A 17,783-nucleotide genomic window follows, 5' to 3' on the forward strand; every position below is an offset into this window, starting at 1 on the left:
ACGACGGGCGAGCGGACGGCGGAGGGCCTTGCCATGGACGTACTGCCACTGGTGGCGTTGATCGCGGCGAGCGCCGCCGTAGCCGGTGCGGCGCGCCGCACCCCGGTGCCCGCACCGCTGCTCCTGGTGGGCGTCGGGCTGATCGCGGCCTATCTGCCCGGGGTGCCGGACTACCACCTCGACCCGCACATCGTGCTGCCTCTCGTGCTGCCGCCGCTGTTGCACACGGCCGCCCTGGAGAGCTCGTATCTGGACCTGCGGGCCAACGTGCGGCCCGTGGCGCTGCTGTCCGTCGGTTACGTTCTGTTCGCGACGGTCGTCGTCGGCTGGCTCGCGTACCTGCTGATCCCCGATCTTCCGCTGACCGCCGCGCTCGTCCTCGGGGCGGTGATCGCGCCGCCGGACGCCGTCGCCGCCACCGCGATCGCGCGGCGGGTGGGGCTGCCGTCGCGCATCACCACGATCCTCCAGGGCGAGTCCCTGGTGAACGACGCGACCGCGATCACCGCCTACAAGGTGGCGCTCGCGGCGGCCGTCGGCGAGGGCGCGAGCTGGGCGGGCGGCATCAAGGAGTTCCTGGTGGCCGCGGTGGGCGGCGTCGCCATCGGCCTCCTTCTGATGGTGCCGATCCACTGGCTGCGCACCCACCTGAAGGAAGCGCTCCTGCAGAACACGCTGTCGCTGCTCATCCCCTTCGTGGCGTACGCCGTCGCGGAGCAGGTGCACGCCTCCGGAGTGCTCGCCGTGGTCGTGGTGGCCCTCTACTTGGGGCACCGCTCCTGGCAGGTCGACTTCGAGACGCGGCTCCAGGAGGCCGCGGTGTGGCGGGTCGTCGGCTTCCTCCTGGAGTCGGCGGTGTTCGCGCTCATCGGCCTCCAGCTCCCGATCGTCCTCAGGGACCTCGGGGAGTACAGCGTGGGGCAGGCCGTCTGGTACGCCCTGGGGGTCTTCGTCCTCGTGGTGGTGGTGCGCTTCGCGTGGTCCTATCCGGCGACGTACCTGCCGCGGGTCGTGTCGCCGCGGATCAGGGAGCGCGAGAGCGAGACGGACTGGCGGCGGCCGCTGGTCGTCAGCTGGGCCGGGATGCGAGGTGTCGTGTCGCTGGCGATCGCGTTCTCCATTCCGCTCGTCATGGACGACGGCGAGCCCTTCCCCGCCCGCAACCTGGTGCTCTTCCTGACCTTCACGACCGTCATCGGCACGCTCGTGGTGCAGGGCCTTTCGCTGCCGTGGCTGATCCGGGTGCTGCGGCTGCCCGGCCCCGACGCGCGGGCGCAGACGCTCGCCGAGGCACAGGCGCAGAACGCCGCCTCACAGGCCGCGGAGGCCCGTCTGGACGAACTGATGGCGGACGAGCGCAACCGCCTCCCAGGGCCCCTCCAGGACCGTCTGCGCACGGTTCTGGAGCGGCGCCGCAACTCCGTGTGGGAGCGGCTCGGCCAGCCCAACCCCGTGACGGGCGAGACCGCGGACGACACCTACCGCAGGCTCACGCGCGAGGCCATCGCCGCCGAGCGCGAGGTGTTCGTGCGGCTGCGGGACGAGCGGCGCATCGACGACGAGCTGTTGCGGACGCTGCTGCGGAAGCTGGACCTGGAGGAGGCCGCGGCCTATCGGGAGGTCGAGGAGTGAGCCGGGCCCAGCGCGGGCGGAGTGCCGGTGACGACGGCCGTGACCGTGGTCCCGGGAGCGAAGGCGCCCTCTTCGGAGAGGGCGGTCAGCGCGTACAGGAGCTTGGCCACGTAGACGCGCTCCACGGGGAGGCCGTGCCGGTCCTCGAAGTCGTCGGCGAAGGCGGTGAGGGCGTCGGGGACCCGGGCGTAGCCGCCGCAGTGGAAGCGCTCGTCGAGGCTCCAGTTGGGTGTGGGGGAGCCGAGGGCGGCGTCCTGGAGCCGCCGTATCTCCTCGCCCAGGAAGCCGCCCTTGAGGACGGGTATGCCGAGGGCGCGCTGCCCCGGGGCGAGGCCCGCCGCCAGGCCCGCGAGGGTGCCGCCGGTGCCGCAGGCCACGGCCGCGACGTCCGTGTGCCCGCGCAGCTCCGCGCCCAGGGCCGCGCAGCCGCGCACGGCGAGGGCGTTGCTGCCGCCTTCGGGGATGACGTACGCCTCCTGTGTGGCGGTCGCGCGCTGGAGGGCCGCCAGGACGGCGGGCTCGTGCTTGCGTCGGTACGTCGACCTGTCGACGAAGTGCAGCCGCATGCCGTCGGCCGCGCACTGGGCGAGTGACGCGTTGAGGGGGCGGTCTGCCAGCTCCTCGCCGCGGACGACGCCGACGGTGGCGAAGCCGAGCAGGCGGCCCGCGGCGGCCGTGGCCCGCAGATGGTTGGAGTAGGCGCCGCCGAACGTCAGCAGGGTGCCGTGGCCCGCCGTCCGCGCCCGCTCCAGGTTCAGGACGAGCTTGCGGTACTTGTTGCCCGGCAGGGCCGGGTGGATCCGGTCGTCGCGCTTGAGGAGGAGGCGGACGCCGTGCGCGGCGAAGCGGGGGTCGGTGACCGGCTGGAGGGGTGTGGGCAGCCGGGGTGTGAGGGCGGGCGGGGTGGGCGGCACCCCGCCATTGTCCCTCTGCCTCTCCTCGGGGTTACTTCAGGCGCTCGTGGACGCGGGCCCGCATCGCGTCCATCGTGAAGCCCTTGGGGTCTATCTTTCCGGGCTGCCACTCCAGGTGTCCGATGACGGAGCGGGCCGTCCACTCGTGGTGGCGGCAGATCGCCGCGGAGACCCTTTCGACGGCGTCCAGCTGGGCCTCCGGCCAGGGGTCCTCGCCGTCGCCGAGGTTCTCGCACTCGAAGCCGTAGAAGTGGCGGTTGCCGTCGGTGTTGGCCTCGTTGTCCGGGGGCAGGGCCTTCTCGGCGATGACGGCGCGCAGCACGTCGTCGTCGCCGAGGCCCGCGTGGTTGGCGCGGCCGTAGCCGACGAGGTGGACGGTGCCGTCCTTGGTGATGACGCCGTGGCACAGGGGCCCCGGCAGGCCCTCGTAGCCCTCGCGGCAGATCCGTACGGTCTTCTCGGCGCCGGACGTCACCGTGTGGTGGATCATCACGCCGTGCACCGGGCCCCAGGGGCCCTTGTGGTTGCGGTTGTGCGTGCGCCAGTCGCCGACTTCGACGACCGTGACGCCTTCGTCGCGCAACGCGTCCAGGAATCTGTTCGCGGACATGGGTGTGGCCATGGCCGCCTCCTTCGGGGAACGCGACGGCCGCCCGTCGCGGTCCGCCTCGTACGCAGCTTGTACCGAACAGCAGAGGCCCGAACTACCTGTTCGACGGCTGTTCGGGCCACTGTGCGAGCTGATTCGGTCAGCTACGGGGACGGCGCGCTACGCGGAAGGTGATCAGGCGCGCAGAAAACCGTCGCCGTGGGTCGCGATGTGGGACTCCAGGGCCGTGAGGGCCTGCTGCGTGGCGTCGGGGGTGCCGCTGCCGCGGCGCTCCGCGTAGTACGCCGCGCCGAGCTGCTTCAGGAGGTCGTTGCCCGCGCGCTGGGCCTGGACCTCGTCGATCTTCTGCTTGCCCTGGTTGAGCCCCTGCTGCACCTGTTCTCTTGCGCGGTCCAGGAAGCCTGCCATGTGCTTTCTCCTGACGGTTGGTGCGCTCGCTGCGTACGTGTGGTGCAACGAGCGCGCGGATCTTGCAGTTCCCCTCCCACCGCCCTACGCGGTCAGCTTGCGCATCAGACGGACTCCTTGGGCTGCCGACAGGTGCGGCAGATATGCCTTGCCGATCGCGCGCGTGATGCTCGGAAGCGCCGCGGGATCGGGGTAGCACATGTACATCGGGTGGTACTCGGGCTGGAACTTGGCTTTGAAGTGGAGCAGGGAGCGGAAGCCGTATACGGGCTCCAGGGCGCGGCCCGCGCAGTCGAGGAGCCGTTGCAGCGCGGCAGTGGGTTCCGCGGCGTCGGCGCGGGCGAGCGGAGCGCCCGACAGGCTCAGGAACTGGGCGCCTTCCTCCTGGAACCCCAGGGCGGCGGACGCGATCAAGAACTCCATCACACCCCGGAACCCGTCCGACCGCCTCCGCATGAAGTCAAGGGTCCACCCCACGGGTTGGCCTGAATCGTATGCCCCATTTGCTCCATGGACGGGCATCCAGCTCGTCACGCCGTGCACCGTGCGGCGCTCGTCGACCGCCAGGAGACAGCGCACGTGCGGATCGTCGAGTTCGGCGAGGCCCCCGAGCGTGAAGCCCATCTCCGGCAGCCCCTTGTCGGCGACCCACTCCTCGGAGATCGAGCGGATCTGGTCCGTGAGGTCCAGGGGCGCCTCGGGGAAGACGTGCCACTCGGCGGTGATGCCCTGCTTCTTGGCCTTGTTCAGGGCGGTGCGCACGTCCTGCCACTTCTTGCCGGTGAACGCGAGGTCCGGCAGCGGTACGACGGTGTCCTCGGCGACCTGCACCGCGCTCCAGCCGAACGCGTCCGTGCGGGCCTTGGTGGCGGCGGTGACGCTGTAGAAGCACGGGGTCAGGCCGTGCTCGTCGCAGAAGGCGGCGAACCCCTCGACCGCGTCCCCGCGCGCGGAGGGCACGCCGAACGGGTCACCCGTGGTGAGCGCGACCGTGGACCGCACCCGGTAGGCGACCGCGGCCCTGCCGTCGGCGGTGAACCAGTAGTCGTTGCCGTCCCACATCGCCAGGTACGACAACGTGCCGCCGCCCTGCGTGGTGAGCAGGGCACGCGCGCGTGCCGCCGCGCCCGCGTCGTGGCGTACCGAAGGCCGCCGGAACGCCACGAGAAGAGCGACCAGGGCGACCACCCAGAAGACCACGCCGCAGTACTCGTACAGGGACAGCGCCGTGCCGCCGACCGGCACCGGGGAGCTGCCCCTGAAGAACAGCGGTTCGTAGCTGGGCGGCAGGAACTGCGCGGGCAGCCCCGCGACGAGCCGCCCGAAGGTGGCGTCCGGGGCGAACTGGTCGCGCACCGCGTAGCCGATGCCCACGTAGGCGGCGCAGCAGAGCAGCAGCGTCCCGCCGATGACCCCGGTCAGCGTCGTCACGGCGGCGCGGCCGAGGCGCTGGTCGAAGCGTCGGCGGGTCCCCAGGAGCAGCACCAGCACGAACAGGGGGAGCAGCGCCTGCTCGACCACCGCCTGGACCATCGCCGCCTTCCGGTCGGCGGCCTCGCTCCCTTCGAGGACGTAGTGGCCGGGGTGCGCGGTGATGTCGCTCAGGAGGTACGCCATGAGGACGAGCCACACCAGGTGCGCGGCCACCGCGATCCGCCAGGCGGGCCGCAGCCCGCGGCGCAGCCCTTCGGCGAGGACGAGGAGCAGCAGGGGGATGGCGACGCCCATGAGCATCGCCGGAGAGCCGTAGAAGCGGTCCTGGGCGCGCACGCGGGCGCAGTCGGGGCCGGGCCCGGCACAGGCGTCGGCGATCTCCTGGGGGTCCGGCCCTCCGGAGACGTACAGGTCGAGCACGTCGAAGGGGCCGAGCGCGTCCCTGTAGAGGGTGGCGATCAGAGGGCCGAGGGCCGAGGCCGCGACGGTGAGGGCCACCAGGACGCGACCCTCGGTGTGCGAGGCGTGGGGCACGCGCAGCCGGCGCGCGTCCCGGTGCGCGAGCGCGCCCAGGGCGAGGCCCACGACCGTGCCCGCGAACCGCAGCACGTCCTGGAGGTGTCCTACGTAGAGGGCGAGCGTCAGCGGGAACACGATCAGCGCGAGCTGGAGCCTGCGCCGCCACAGGGCGCTCAGCCGGAAGCTCAGGAAGGCGCCCACCGCGCAGGCCGCGATGCCCGGTGTCGCGGTGAGCTCCTGGGCGAGCGCGGTGGGCCAGTCGTCGCCCGCCAGCTCGCTGACCTTGACCGCGCCGGTGCCGAGCAGCGCCCCGAGCACCTGGCCGACGACGAGGAGCACGGCGGTGCGCACGGAGCCCATACGGATCTCGGCGGCCGGGCCGATCAGCAGCAACAGCAGCGTGGACCCCACGTAGTTGCCGATTCCGGAGCACCACAGGATCGAGGTGAGGGGCGTCCACCAGCGGCCCTCGGCGAGCGCGGGCACGCCCACGCCGACATCGGAGAGCAGCCTGTCGGCGGGCCCTCCGCCGAGGCTGCCGGTGAACAGGCCGACGGCCCACAGGGCCACGACGAGGAACACCGTCACGGGCGCGTGGCTCACCGGCGCGAAGGCGCGTTCGGCGGCGCGCAACCAGCGCAGGGGCCCCCGCTCGCCCGGCGGCGCGAGCGGCGGCCCCTGCGCCGGCTCCGTGGCGGCGGCGCCCGCCGGGCCCTCGGGGGTGCTCATTCACCGAGCGCATCAGGAGGCCGCCGCGGGCACATCCGGGGCTGAGCCGAACGGGTGACGCGCGCCCCGACACCGACCTTGGACGAACGTACGAAGGATCGCGCCTGGTAAACGGCAGCGTGCCCCGTCCGCCCCGATCCATTCCCGCTCATTTGTGTAATGGCGCCCGTACTCACCGCGCTGAAAGGCTGACGAACGCACGCCATTACGGGATCGGGAGGGCATTGTCCATGTCGGTAGGCGAAGAAATCCGTACGGACGAAGACAGGCCGCAGCAGAGTCTCGGCACTTCTGCCGCGCGGAATCTGGCCACCACCACCAAGTCCGCGCCGCAGATGCAGGAGATCAGCTCGCGCTGGCTGCTGCGGATGCTGCCCTGGGTCCAGGTGCAGGGCGGCACGTACCGAGTGAACCGAAGGACGAGTTACTCGGTCGGTGACGGGCGGGTCACGTTCATCAAGACAGGGGACCGCGTCGAGGTCATCCCGGCCGAGCTCGGCGAGCTGCCGGTGCTGCGGGACTTCGAGGACCAGGACGTGCTCGCGGAGCTGGCACAGCGCTGCCAGCAGCGGGAGTTCGAGGCCGGTGCGGTGCTCGCGTCCTTCGGCAGCCAGGCGGACGAGGTGTTCCTGCTGGCCCACGGCCGCGTCGAGCAGATCGGCACCGGCCCCTACGGCGACGACACGGTCCTCGCCACCCTCGCCGACGGTGCTTACTTCGGTGACCATGCGCTGATCGATGCGGAGACCATCTGGGAGTACACCGTCCGCGCGGTGACCGCGTGCACGGTCCTCACGCTCCCGCGCCAGGACCTGGAGCAGGTCGCGGAGCGCTCCGAGTCCCTGCGCGCCCACCTCCAGGGAGTGCGGTCCGTCCCGTCCCAGCGCACCAACGACTACGGAGAGGCGGCCATCGACCTCTCCGCGGGCCACGTCGGCGAGGCCGTCCTGCCCGGCACCTACGTGGACTACGAGGCGAGGCCGCGCGAGTACGAACTGAGCGTCGCCCAGACGGTCCTGCGCATCCACACGCGCGTGGCGGACCTCTACAACCAGCCGATGAACCAGACCGAGGAGCAGCTGCGCCTCACCGTGGAGGCGCTGAAGGAGCGCCAGGAGCACGAACTCATCAACAACCGCGAGTTCGGACTGCTCAACAACTGCGAGTACGACCAGCGGATCCAGCCGCACGACGGCGTACCCAGCCCGGACGACCTGGACGAACTGCTCAGCCGCAGGCGCGGATCGAAGCTGTTCCTCGCCCACCCGCGCGCGATCGCCGCGTTCGGCCGCGAGTGCAACAAGCGCGGACTCGTCCCGGAGACCATCGACATGTCCGGGCACCGCATCCCGACCTGGCGCGGTGTGCCGATCTTCCCGTGCAACAAGATCCCGGTGACCGAGGCCCGCACCTCCTCGATCATCTGCATGCGTACGGGCGAGGACGAGCAGGGCGTCATCGGGCTGCACCAGGCGGGCATCCCGGACGAGATCGAGCCGAGCCTGTCCGTGCGCTTCATGGGCATCAGCGAGCAGGCGATCATCTCCTACCTGGTCTCGACGTACTACTCGGCGGCCGTCCTGGTTCCGGACGCGCTCGGCGTCCTGGAGAACGTCGAGATCGGCCGCTGGAGGTGACCCGCCGCCCCTGCCCGTGGGGACAGCGCCGCCGCCCGTGTCCCTTGCAGCGACGCCGGGCACACCCGTCCTGCACGCGCCCGGAGACCAAGGACCGGCCACCGTCCGCCTCCACGCCGGAGTAGGTCCATGACGGACACCACGGACGTGACGGAGCGCGTGCGGGCACCCCGGAGCCACGGCCCTCCGGAAGGGGGCGAGGCGGCGGACATCCTCGCCGGGGCCCGCGGGTGCGTCGACCCGGAGCTGCGCCGTGCCGTTGAGTCGCTGCCCGGTTCGATGCGCCGCGTCGCGCTCTACCACTTCGGCTGGGAGCGCGCGGACGGCACGCCCGCGGCGGGAGACGCGGGCAAGGCCATCCGGCCCGCGCTCGTCCTGGCCGCGGTGCGGGCGCTCGGCGGCGATCCGCGCGCGGCCGTCCGGGCGGCGGCGGCCGTGGAGTTGACCCACCACTTCACGCTGCTGCACGACGACGTCATGGACCGGGGCGCCACCCGTGGGCGCCGTCCCACCGCGTGGACCGTGTTCGGCGACGCCGACGCGATCCTCGCGGGGGACGCCCTCCAGGACCTGGCACAGCGGCTGCTCGCCGAGGACCCCCACCCGGGGGCCGCGGTGGCCGCCACCCGCCTGGCCGCCTGCGTCGTGGAACTGTGCGCCGGGCAGCGGGCGGACCGCGCCCTGGAGCGGCGCGCCCCCGGGGAGGTCTCGCTCGCCGAGTGCCTCGCCACGGCCGAAGCCAGGACCGGGGCGCTGCTCGGCTGCGCCTGTGCGATCGGGGCGGTGTACGCGGGCGCGGGCGTGGAGACCGCCGATGCCCTCGACGGGTTCGGGAGGCAGGCCGGGCTCGCCTTCCGGCTCATCGACGACGTGATCGGGATCTGGGGAGATCCCGCACGCACGGGCAGGCCCGGGTGGGCGGACCTCGCGGCTCGCAGGAAGTCGCTGCCGGTGGTCGCCGCGCTCGCCTCCGGCACCCCGGACGGCGCAGCCCTGGCCGTGCTGTACGACCGTAGGGCGCGGACGGGAGACCTGGACCGGATGGCCCGCGCGGTCGAGGGCGCCGGAGGGCGGGACTGGGCGCAGGCGCAGGCCGCCGACCGGATGTCCCGCGCCCTGCAGGAGGTCGCCCGCGCGGTGCCGGACCCCGAGCGGGCGGGGGGTCTGCTGACGCTCGCGGAGTTCGTCACCCGGCGATCCCACTGACGACCGGCCCGAGGGGGGTGCCCGGTGGGTGGGGGTCCGTGGTGCCGCGCCATGCGGCCCGCGGACCCCGCCCGCCGGGCGTTCGGACCGCCGTACCACCGCGTCGCCGCGTACGAAACGATCACTTAGGCTGCAACCGGCAGCACGGGGGGAGGAGTTGACGGTGAAGGGGTGGGGTCGTGGGAGTGGCGATACGGAGAGCGGTCGAGCGTGACCGGGCGGACGTCGTCCGGCTGATGAACGAGTCGTTCCACCGGGACCCGGTGAGCAGCTGGCTGTTCCCGGACGAGGAGCGCCGACGGAGCAGGCACGGCGCGCTGATGAGCGCCTTCCTCGATCTCGCGTTCGCGGAGGGGTACGTGGACATCGCCGAGGACGGCTCGGCGGTGGCCCTGTGGTGGTCGGTTCCCGCGGGCGCGGGGCACGGGGACGGCGCGCCCGAGGACGGGCCCGCGCAGCTCCGGGAGGCCGTCGACCCGGCGAACGAACGGGTGGAGGTGATCGGCCAGTTGACGTCCGACATCCATCCGACCGACCGGCCGCACCAGTATCTGCACATGATCGCCGTGCGGCCCGACCGGCAGGGGCAGGGGCTCGGCACGGCGCTCGTCGCCTCCGTCCTCGAACGGTGCGACCGCGACGGGCTGCACGCCTATCTGGAGGCGAGCAACGCGCGCAGCCGCGCGCTGTACCTGCGCCTCGGCTTCACCGATCTGGGGGCGGCGCTCGACCTCCCGGACGGGCCCACGATGTGGCCCATGTGGCGCGAGCCGAAGGCATCCTGAACCGACGGAACTCCCTGCACGTCCCGCCTGGAGGGTGGCGGAAGCGGCCCTCCGCGCCCGCTCACCCGCCGTCTCGGAGAGGTCCCGGCTTGCGCAAGCTCACCTACTTCGTCGCCGTCTCGATCGACGGGTTCATCGGTGACCCGAGCGGAGACGCCAACTCCTACATGGCGTACGTGGACGAGGAGTTCCTGGAGTTCCTGAAGACGGAGTACCCGGAGACGATCTCCGTCGCCGGACGTCGCGTCCTCGGCTTCGACGGAGCGCCGAACCAGAAGTTCGACACCGTCATCCAGGGCATGAACACCTACCAGGTCGGCCTGGACGAGGGCATCGCGAGCCCGTACGCGCATCTGCGCGAGTACGTCGCCTCGCGCAGCCTGGGCGCGGCGCCCGACCCGAAGGTGCAGGTCATCGCCGACGACCTCATCGGCAAGGTCCGCGAACTCAAGGCCGAGGACAGCGGCCTCGACATCTGGCTGTGCGGCGGCGCGCGGCTCGCGGGCCTGCTGCGCGACGAGATCGACGAGCTCGTGCTGAAGACGTATCCGGTGCTGCTCGGCTCCGGCATGCCGATGTTCACGGGCGTGGAGTCCGCCGTCAGCGGCTTCGCGCTGACCTCGTCCCGGGTCTTCGGCAACGGAGTCGTCGTACGGAACTACGCGCGGCAGCCCGCGGACGGGTGACCCCCGGACCGCAACCCGACACCGCTCGGGCCGAAGCAGGCACCCCTCGGGCTGTGCGGCCCCCATAAATCGCCATATCCTGGCCTTATGGGCACTGATGGGAGCCGGTCCGTCCCCCGTCCCGAGGGTGAGCACGTCTGCCCCAGCTGTGGACGGCAGGTCGGCACGGCCGTCAAGCGGCGCAAAGTGCTCGGGGTCTTCGTCCCCGTCTGGGGACCGGCCCCGTGCCACAACCCCGCGTGTGACGCGTGCGTCACCGAGGAGCAGTCCGAGGACCGGGGCAGGCGCGGTCACAAGAGCAGGCGGCGGAGCGCTCCGCCGCAGAAGGCGCGCCCCCGGGCGCCCGGCCCCGCCGAGGCCGACACCAAGTCGGTCGTGGAGACGGAACCGGACCCCGGCGCCTGAGCCGTCGGCGCCCGGGGCTCCCGACGGGGTCGCCGGGTTCTCGGCTGGGTGCTGAACCCCCAACTGACCTGCGCGGACGGCCGATTGTCAGTGGGCGCCGATAAGGTCGCGGGCATGAAGGTCACATGGGGGAAGCGGTGGGCCGCCGCGCTGGTGGCGGTGGTGGCCCTCGCCGGGTGCGGGGCCGGAGGCGGCGGCCGGGACGGTGCCGGTGTGTCGGCCCGTGGCGCGCGGCTGTCCGGAGCGCCCGAGGTCGACTCGGAGCGTGACCTTCCGGAACTGCCCCTGGACCGCTACGAGTTCAGTCGGCGCGACTACGACCGACAGGAGGCCGCCACCCTGCGCCTCACCCAGGTCTGCATGAAGTCCTACGGCTTCGCCGACTTCCCCCTGCACTGGCGCGAGCGCGACGCCACCCTGGGCGGCGTCGCCGTCGCAGCGGTCATCTCGACCACGCTCACCGGCTCGCTCGACCTGGACCGGGCCCGGCGCTTGGGGTACGGCGTGGACGGCGACGCACTGAAGGAGTACCGCGAGCGGCGGCTCCCGAAGGGGCGCCTGATCACACAGGACGAGTACGCGGTGCTGCGCGGCGTGGGCGAGGGCCCGAGCGGCGGCGGTTTCAAGGTCGACGGCCGGGAGGTGCCGAGCGGCGGCTGCTCCCAGCGCGGCGCGCGGCAGCTGAGGGCCGACGTCAAGGACGAGCCGCGCCTGACCTGGTACGTCACGAAGCGCCGCACGGCACTCGACAAGGCCGTCGCCAAGGACCGGCGGATGCGGCGCGCCCTCGACGTCTGGGCCGACTGCGTCGAGGACAAGGGCTTCGCCCGCTACGCCAGCCCGGAAGCCGCCTTCCGGGACAAGGCCTGGCGGCGCGGCGGCGACGGGCGGACCGGGCACACGCCCCGGGAGCGCGGCACGGCCGTCGCCGACATCGAGTGCAAGCGCGAGCACAACACGGCGGGAGTGTGGTGGACCGTGGCCGCCGAGAAGCAGCGGTACGACATATCCCGGCACCAGGCGTCGTACGACGCGGTCCGTGCCGACCTGGAGCGGGTGCGGGCGGCGGTGCGGCGGGCGCTCGCCTAGCGGCCGTTCACCGCGGGCGGCGCGCCCGGTGCCGGGCCACCGCGTCGTTGTTGGCACACCGCACCGAGCAGTACGCGCGACGGCCCGCGCGCGAGGTGTCCACGAAGGCGCGGCCGCAGCCCGCGCGGGCGCAGCGGCCCAGGCGGCGGGCGTCCGCGTGGCACGCGATGTACGCGAGCCCGGCCGCCGTCAGGGCGCGGACGTGGGCCACGGGGTCGGCGCCGGGCGCGCTGTAGTGGAAGTGCGGGGTGCCGTCGTGCAGGGCGATGTACGGGCGGCTCGACGCCTCTTCGAGGAGCCGGTTGAGACGGGCGCAGCGCTCCGCGAGGTCCTGCGGGCCGAAGCAGTCGGCGAGGCGGCGGGCCCAGGTCCGGAGGTCCCGCCGCTGCGCGGGGCCGAGCGCGTGCTCCACGACGCCGTGCGCGGCGAGCAGGGCGGAGGGGTCGTCGGCCGTGGCCGTGTCGCCTGGGCCCGCGCCTCTCGGGTCCGCCTCGCCCGGGCCCACGCCGTCGCGGCCCGTGCCGTCGCGGCCCCCGCCGTCAGGGCTCGCCTCACCCAGGCCCGCGCCACCCGGGCCCGCGCCATCCGGGCCCGCCTCGCCCAGATCCGCCTCACCCGGGCCGGCCCCGTTCGGGCCAGCCCCGTCCGGGCCCGCATACGCGTTCACCAGGTCCGCGGCGAGCAGCGCTGCCTCGCCTCCGTAATGGTTGAAATGCATAAGGGCATGACATCACGCTGGGCCCATGGGGAACACTCGCGCCGCGCGCGGCGCCCTCGGCCTGGTGCTCGCGCAGGTGGTCAGCCTGCAGGCGGGCGCGGCGGTCGCCAAGGCCGCGTACGGGCAGGTGAGTCCGACCGCCCTCGCGGGCCTGCGGCTGGGGTTCGCGGCCCTCGTGCTGTGGTGCGTGGTGCGGCCCCGGCCCCGGCGGTTCACGGCCGAGCGGTGGTGGGCCGCCGTGGGGCTCGGCGTGGTCCTCGCCGCCATGAACACGGCGTACTTCCAGGCCATCGGGAAGCTGCCGCTCGGGGTCGCCGCCACCCTCGAACTGCTCGGGCCGCTCCTGCTCGCCCTGGCGCTCTCGCGCAGCCCGGCACAGCTGTGCGCGGGGCTGCTAGCCCTCGCGGGGGTGCTGCTGCTCGCGGCGCCGGGCGGGGCGCTGCCGGTCGCGGGGCTCGCGCTCGGCGCGCTCGCCGCGGGCTGCCGGGCCGCGTACGTGGTGCTCAACCGGCGCGTGGGGCGGCTCTTCCCGGACTGGTCCGGGCTCACGGTGGCGCTGGCGGTGGGCGCGCTGCTCCTGGTGCCGGTCGCGGTGTTCACCGACGGCGCGGCCGTCGCCCGGCACCCGGGAGTCCTCGCCACCGGCCTCCTCGTCGCGCTCCTCTCGTCCCTGATCCCGTACTCCCTCGACCTGCTCGCCCTGCGTCGCATCGGCGTCCGCGCCTTCGGCGTCCTGCTGGCCCTCGGGCCCGCGGCGGGCGCGGCCGTCGGCTTCGTCGCCCTCGGTGAGCGGCTGAACGCCCGGCAGTGCGGGGCGGTGGCGCTCGTGGTCGTGGCCTGCGCGTGGGCGGTGTGGTCGGGGGACGGAGGCCGCGGCACCGAGACCGGGGGCCGTTCCGCCGGGGAGGGAGGCCGCGCAACCGGGGACGGGGGCCGCACCGCCACCGGCGAAGGCCGCGCCGCCGAGGCCGGGGGCCGTACCGCCACCGGCGAAGGGCGTGGTGGCCAGGGGCAGGGCTGGGGCGGTTGAGGGGGGCGGGCCTGGCGCGCGCACGGGCTCACCGGGCGGTGGGGTCGTGTGCATGATGGGGCCATGACCCGACTCGAAGGCCTCATCCGGTGACCGACACCCAGGCAGGCCTCATACGCCCGGCCGACCCCGTGCGCCCCCGCCCCTTCGACGCCGTGCTCACCGATCTCGACGGCGTCATCCGTTTCTACGACATGTCCCGCCTCACGGAGCTGGAGCGCGCGGCGGGGCTGCCCGAGGGGGCCACCGCCGAGATCGCCTTCGCGCCCGAGACCGATCTGCCGCTGATGCTCGGCCGGATCGGCAAGGACGAGTGGGTGGCGGCGATCGCCACCGGGCTCGCCGAACACCGGGGGCTCGACGCGGCGCGCGGCCACGAACTGGGGCTCGCGCTGGCCGAGTCGGCGTTCTGGGCCGACCGGACGGTCGTGGACCTGCTGGGCCGCGCCCGCGCCCACGTACCGGTGTCGATCGTCACCAACGCCACGCCCTGGCTGGACGAGGACCTGGCGCGGCTCGGCCTGACGGCCCTGGTGGACGACGTCGTCGGCAGCGCCGCGCTCGGCCTGGCCAAGCCCGACCGGCGGATCTACGAACTGGCCGCCGAGCGCGTCGGAGCCGCCGTCACGCGCTGCCTGTTCGTGGACGACCGCGAGGAGAACGTGGCCGCGGCGACCGCGCTCGGGATGAGGGGCGTGCTGTACCGCGGGCCGGACGACCTGCGGGCGGCCCTCGCACCCCTGCTCGGCTGACCCGGGCGCGGGCGCCCCACCCCGTGTCGCCCGCCGCCGGGCGCGGTGGCCCCGTCACCCGGCCCGTCCGCCGGAGCGGGGCCGTCCGGTCGGTCGGGCCGGGGTCGGCACACGCGCGTCCATCTGTCTGTCCTCCACATCACACGCAGGCCCATGTCACATTCGGGCGGGGATCGATACCGTGGACGTACCGCTTCGTGATCTTCTGGTCGGCGCCGCAGCGCGGCGGGTGACGCACCGCCGTTCTCGGTGTGTCGCTGCTTTGACGGATCGCGACGAAGGAATGTGACAGATGGACGGAAGAGATCTCCTGGCGGAGCGCTTCGAGGAGCACAGGCCCCACCTGAAGGCCGTCGCGTACCGCATGCTGGGCTCCCTGAGCGAGGCCGAGGACGCCGTCCAGGAGACCTGGCTCAAGCTCAGCCGCACCGACAGCGACGCCGTGCAGAACCTGGGCGGCTGGCTGACGACCGTCGTGGGCCGCGTCTGCCTGGACCTGCTGCGCGCCCGCCAGCAGCGCGGCGAGCAGTCGCTCGACGTGCCCGACACCTATGTGCCCGACCCGCAGGTCAGCGCGCTGCCCGGGCGCCGCGAGACGGTCGACCCCGAAGAGGAGGCGCTGCTCACCGACTCGGTGGGGCTCGCCCTCCTCGTCGTCCTTGACACGCTCAGCCCGGCCGAGCGCCTGGCGTTCGTGCTGCACGACATGTTCGCCGTGCCGTTCGAGGACATCGCGCCCATCGTGGAGCGGGCCCCGGCCGCGACCCGGCAGCTGGCGAGCCGGGCCCGCCGCCGGGTGCGCGACGCGGCGCCGGTGCCGGACCCGGACCGGGCCAAGCAGCGCGAGGTCGTCGAGGCGTTCCTCGCGGCGGCGCGCGGCGGCGACTTCGACGCGCTGCTCGAACTCCTGGACCCGGACGTGGTGCTGCGGGCCGACGGCGGCGAGGTCGCGGGCCTGTCGCGCCTGGTGCGGGGCGCCCAGGCGGTGGTGGCGGGGGCGCGTTCGTTCGCCACCGTCGCGCTCGCCACGCACCTGGTGCTCGTCAACGGCAGGGTGGGCCAGCTCTCGGTGGTGGACGGCAAGCCGTTCTCCGTCGGCGAGTTCACGGTCCGCGACGGCCGGATCGTCGAGATCAACATCCTGGCGGACCACGACCGTCTCGCCGCCCTCCTGGACTCCGCCACGGTCACGGCCGTCACCGGGGAGGCCACGGACTGACGGGAGCCGTCCCCCGACCCCGGGGGACGGCGCCAGGCCGCCTGCGTCCGCCGTATCAGCCCGCCTGCGTCCGCGCGTCAGCCCACCCGGGTCCGCCGCGTGACCCGCCGCACGTACTCCTTCCGGTCCAGGGGGTCGTGGTCCGTGCGCGGGCGCTCCGGCGGTGCCCCGCGCACCGGCTCGTAGCGCTCGAAGGCGGACTCCAGCTCGCCCTCGCCGCGCGTGAGTCCGGGCAGGAGCCGCTCCAGCTCGTGCACGCGCGCGGCCGGGACCACGCCGTCGAGCACGTACGCCGGGCCGTGCACCGTCGGCGCGTACGGCACCGCGCCGATCCGCCCGAGCGCGGGCAGCAGGGTGCCGAACACATCGGCGGGCACGGTCAGCCGGAACCGGTGCACCGGCTCGTGCACCCGCGTGCCCGCCGCCCGCAGCGCGGCCATGAGGACGAGCGGCGTCAGCCGGCGGAAGTCCCCGGCCGTGCTCGACATGCTCTTGTCGAAGACCGCGTGCGCGTGGCTCTGCCGCGGCCATTACCCGCAGCGCGTCAGGGTGACGAGGCAGTCGGAGACCTCCCAGCCGTGCAGGCCCTGTCGCAGCGTCTCCCGCACGGTCTCCTCGACCGCCGCGAAGAACGCGTACGGCATCGAGCCCAGCTCGACGCCGAGGCGGAACGCCACCCCGGACCCCGGCGGCGAGGGCGCCACGCGCAGGCCCACCGTGGCGAGGAACGGATTGAGGTCCGTGTCGATGACCTCGACGTGCGTGCCGGTCCCGACGACCCGCTCCACGCACAGCGCCGTGGTCGCGCGGAAGTCGACGCCGACGCCGAACTTCTCGGCGAGCGTGGTCTCGATGACCTCCTTCTGGACCTCGCCGTACAGCGATACGGAGACCTCCTGGCGCAGCGGGTCCTGGCGCAGGCCGATCAGCGGGTCCTGCTCGGCGAGCCGGGTGAGCGCGGTGTGCAGCGCGCCCCTGTCGCCCGGGCGGCGCGGCTCGACGACGGTCTCCAGGGTGGGCGGCGCGAAGTGCCGCCGCGGCGCGTGCCGTTCCGGTACGGCGCGCACCTCGCCGAGCACGTCCCCGATCCGTACGTCGCCGAGCCCCCACACCCGGGCGATCTGCCCGGCGACGGCGGCCTCGCGGCGCACGGCCGTGCCCTGCTCGAAGACGCCGACCGCGGTGACCTTGCCGGGCTCCGCGCGGCCCCCGAAGGGCACCCGGTCGCGCACGCGCAGCGTGCCGGAGTACAGGCGCGTGTACGCCACCTTCTCGCCCGCGGCGCCGCGCTCGACCTTGAAGACGGTGCCCGCGAGCGGCCCCTCCGGGCTGCCGGTGGCCCGGGGCAGCAGTTCCTTGACGGCGTCCGTCAGCGCGTCGAGGCCGGTGCCCGTGATGGCCGAGCCGAAGAGCACCGGGTGCGCCTCGGCCCGCCGCGTCTGCTCCGCCAGGGCCGCGCGCAGCCGCGCGTACGTGAGAGTGGCGTGGTCGTCCACGACGTACGCGGCGAGCAGCGCGTCGTCCCGCTCGGCGAGCGACTCGGCGAGCAGGGCGCGGAAGCGGGCGTCCTCGGGCGCGTGGCGGACGGCGCGCGCGCCCCGCGTACCGGGGGAGTGGACCGTGCCCAGGGCGACGGCGGCCGGGGTCAGTTTCCGGCCGATCTCGGCGCGTACGCGCTCGATGTCGGCACCCCGGCGGACTTGATGGTGATCCCGCGCCGCCGCTCCAGGGCGAGCGAGTCGGTGAGGGTGCTGCCGTCGTCGACGCTGCCGAGCTCGTCGACGACACCGGCGGCGTGCAGGAGCCGCTCGGTCAGGCTGGTCTTACCGGCGTCTACGTGCGCCAGGATCCCCAAGTTCAGCAAGGGTGAAGGGGTGTGCGACGGCACAGGGCGTCATGTCCTCGTGATGGGGGGCGATTCCTTTCCGGCGGGACATGGACGTCTGGCGCATCTGAGGTCTCCTGGTCGGGGAGGTACGGGCGGGACACGACCAGCGCAGCAGGGGGCGC

Annotated in this window: 15 protein-coding genes and 1 pseudogene; 10 read left to right on the forward strand and 6 right to left on the reverse strand. The window is 73.6% G+C overall.

All coding sequences use genetic code 11. The annotated features are described in order from the left end of the window. The first annotated feature begins 33 nt into the window (after nucleotides 1-33). Nucleotides 34-1,632, forward strand: coding sequence for a Na+/H+ antiporter (locus C9F11_RS27260; protein WP_138961729.1), 1,599 nt, complete (start codon nucleotides 34-36; stop codon nucleotides 1,630-1,632). Here the strand turns inward: C9F11_RS27260 and C9F11_RS27265 are convergent. From C9F11_RS27265 to C9F11_RS27280, 4 genes are all read right to left on the reverse strand, one after another. Continuing rightward, complete coding sequence (locus tag C9F11_RS27265) at nucleotides 1,611-2,546, reverse strand: pyridoxal-phosphate dependent enzyme (RefSeq protein ID WP_138961730.1); 936 nt, start codon at nucleotides 2,544-2,546, stop codon at nucleotides 1,611-1,613. The two genes, C9F11_RS27260 and C9F11_RS27265, sit on opposite strands and share 22 nt — an antisense overlap. A 31-nt stretch (nucleotides 2,547-2,577) precedes the next feature. Then, nucleotides 2,578-3,168 carry an N-acetylmuramoyl-L-alanine amidase gene (locus C9F11_RS27270; RefSeq protein WP_138961732.1) on the reverse strand — a complete coding sequence of 197 codons (591 nt, stop codon included), beginning with the start codon at nucleotides 3,166-3,168 and terminating at the stop codon, nucleotides 2,578-2,580. Between the two features lie 162 nt (nucleotides 3,169-3,330). Continuing rightward, the gene (locus C9F11_RS27275) at nucleotides 3,331-3,564 is read right to left on the reverse strand and encodes a hypothetical protein (protein WP_138961733.1); all 234 of its coding nucleotides are present in this window, start codon (nucleotides 3,562-3,564) and stop codon (nucleotides 3,331-3,333) included. Nucleotides 3,565-3,648: 84 nt separating this feature from the next. Next, entirely contained in the window at nucleotides 3,649-6,246 is a 2,598-nt protein-coding gene (locus C9F11_RS27280; protein WP_138961735.1) for a phosphatidylglycerol lysyltransferase domain-containing protein, read from the reverse strand. Between the two features lie 230 nt (nucleotides 6,247-6,476). Here C9F11_RS27280 and C9F11_RS27285 point away from each other — a divergent pair, with 230 nt between their 5' ends. From C9F11_RS27285 to C9F11_RS27310, 6 genes are all read left to right on the forward strand, one after another. Then, a complete protein-coding gene (locus tag C9F11_RS27285; protein WP_138961737.1) occupies nucleotides 6,477-7,883 on the forward strand; it encodes a family 2B encapsulin nanocompartment shell protein in 1,407 nt (468 codons plus the stop codon). 129 nt (nucleotides 7,884-8,012) lie between these two features. Next, nucleotides 8,013-9,089, forward strand: a complete 1,077-nt coding sequence (locus C9F11_RS27290; protein WP_138961738.1) for a polyprenyl synthetase family protein — start codon at nucleotides 8,013-8,015, stop codon at nucleotides 9,087-9,089. Between the two features lie 179 nt (nucleotides 9,090-9,268). Next, complete coding sequence (locus tag C9F11_RS27295; RefSeq protein WP_138961740.1) at nucleotides 9,269-9,874, forward strand: GNAT family N-acetyltransferase; 606 nt, start codon at nucleotides 9,269-9,271, stop codon at nucleotides 9,872-9,874. Between the two features lie 89 nt (nucleotides 9,875-9,963). Beyond that, nucleotides 9,964-10,560 carry a dihydrofolate reductase family protein gene (locus tag C9F11_RS27300; protein ID WP_138961741.1) on the forward strand — a complete coding sequence of 199 codons (597 nt, stop codon included), beginning with the start codon at nucleotides 9,964-9,966 and terminating at the stop codon, nucleotides 10,558-10,560. Nucleotides 10,561-10,647: 87 nt separating this feature from the next. Further along, on the forward strand, nucleotides 10,648-10,965 hold the full coding sequence (locus tag C9F11_RS27305) for a hypothetical protein (protein ID WP_138961743.1): 318 nt from the start codon (nucleotides 10,648-10,650) through the stop codon (nucleotides 10,963-10,965). 114 nt (nucleotides 10,966-11,079) lie between these two features. Further along, on the forward strand, nucleotides 11,080-12,054 hold the full coding sequence (locus C9F11_RS27310) for a hypothetical protein (RefSeq protein WP_138961744.1): 975 nt from the start codon (nucleotides 11,080-11,082) through the stop codon (nucleotides 12,052-12,054). Nucleotides 12,055-12,061: 7 nt separating this feature from the next. Here the strand turns inward: C9F11_RS27310 and C9F11_RS27315 are convergent, their stop codons facing one another. Continuing rightward, the gene (locus C9F11_RS27315) at nucleotides 12,062-12,772 is read right to left on the reverse strand and encodes a CGNR zinc finger domain-containing protein (protein ID WP_212767831.1); all 711 of its coding nucleotides are present in this window, start codon (nucleotides 12,770-12,772) and stop codon (nucleotides 12,062-12,064) included. Between the two features lie 25 nt (nucleotides 12,773-12,797). Between C9F11_RS27315 and C9F11_RS27320 the strand changes: the two genes are divergently transcribed. The 3 genes from C9F11_RS27320 to C9F11_RS27330 all read left to right on the forward strand — a co-directional run bounded on the left by C9F11_RS27320 (nucleotide 12,798) and on the right by C9F11_RS27330 (nucleotide 15,773). Then, nucleotides 12,798-13,802 carry an EamA family transporter gene (locus C9F11_RS27320; RefSeq protein ID WP_212767832.1) on the forward strand — a complete coding sequence of 335 codons (1,005 nt, stop codon included), beginning with the start codon at nucleotides 12,798-12,800 and terminating at the stop codon, nucleotides 13,800-13,802. Between the two features lie 89 nt (nucleotides 13,803-13,891). Next, entirely contained in the window at nucleotides 13,892-14,554 is a 663-nt protein-coding gene (locus tag C9F11_RS27325; RefSeq protein WP_249401904.1) for an HAD-IA family hydrolase, read from the forward strand. Between the two features lie 292 nt (nucleotides 14,555-14,846). Beyond that, complete coding sequence (locus C9F11_RS27330; RefSeq protein WP_138961745.1) at nucleotides 14,847-15,773, forward strand: sigma-70 family RNA polymerase sigma factor; 927 nt, start codon at nucleotides 14,847-14,849, stop codon at nucleotides 15,771-15,773. Between the two features lie 77 nt (nucleotides 15,774-15,850). Here the strand turns inward: C9F11_RS27330 and C9F11_RS49865 are convergent. Further along, nucleotides 15,851-17,637: pseudogene (locus tag C9F11_RS49865) on the reverse strand (GTP-binding protein). Nucleotides 17,638-17,783 lie beyond the last annotated feature (146 nt).

It is taken from the genome of Streptomyces sp. YIM 121038 (genome assembly GCF_006088715.1).
Classification (GTDB): domain Bacteria; phylum Actinomycetota; class Actinomycetes; order Streptomycetales; family Streptomycetaceae; genus Streptomyces.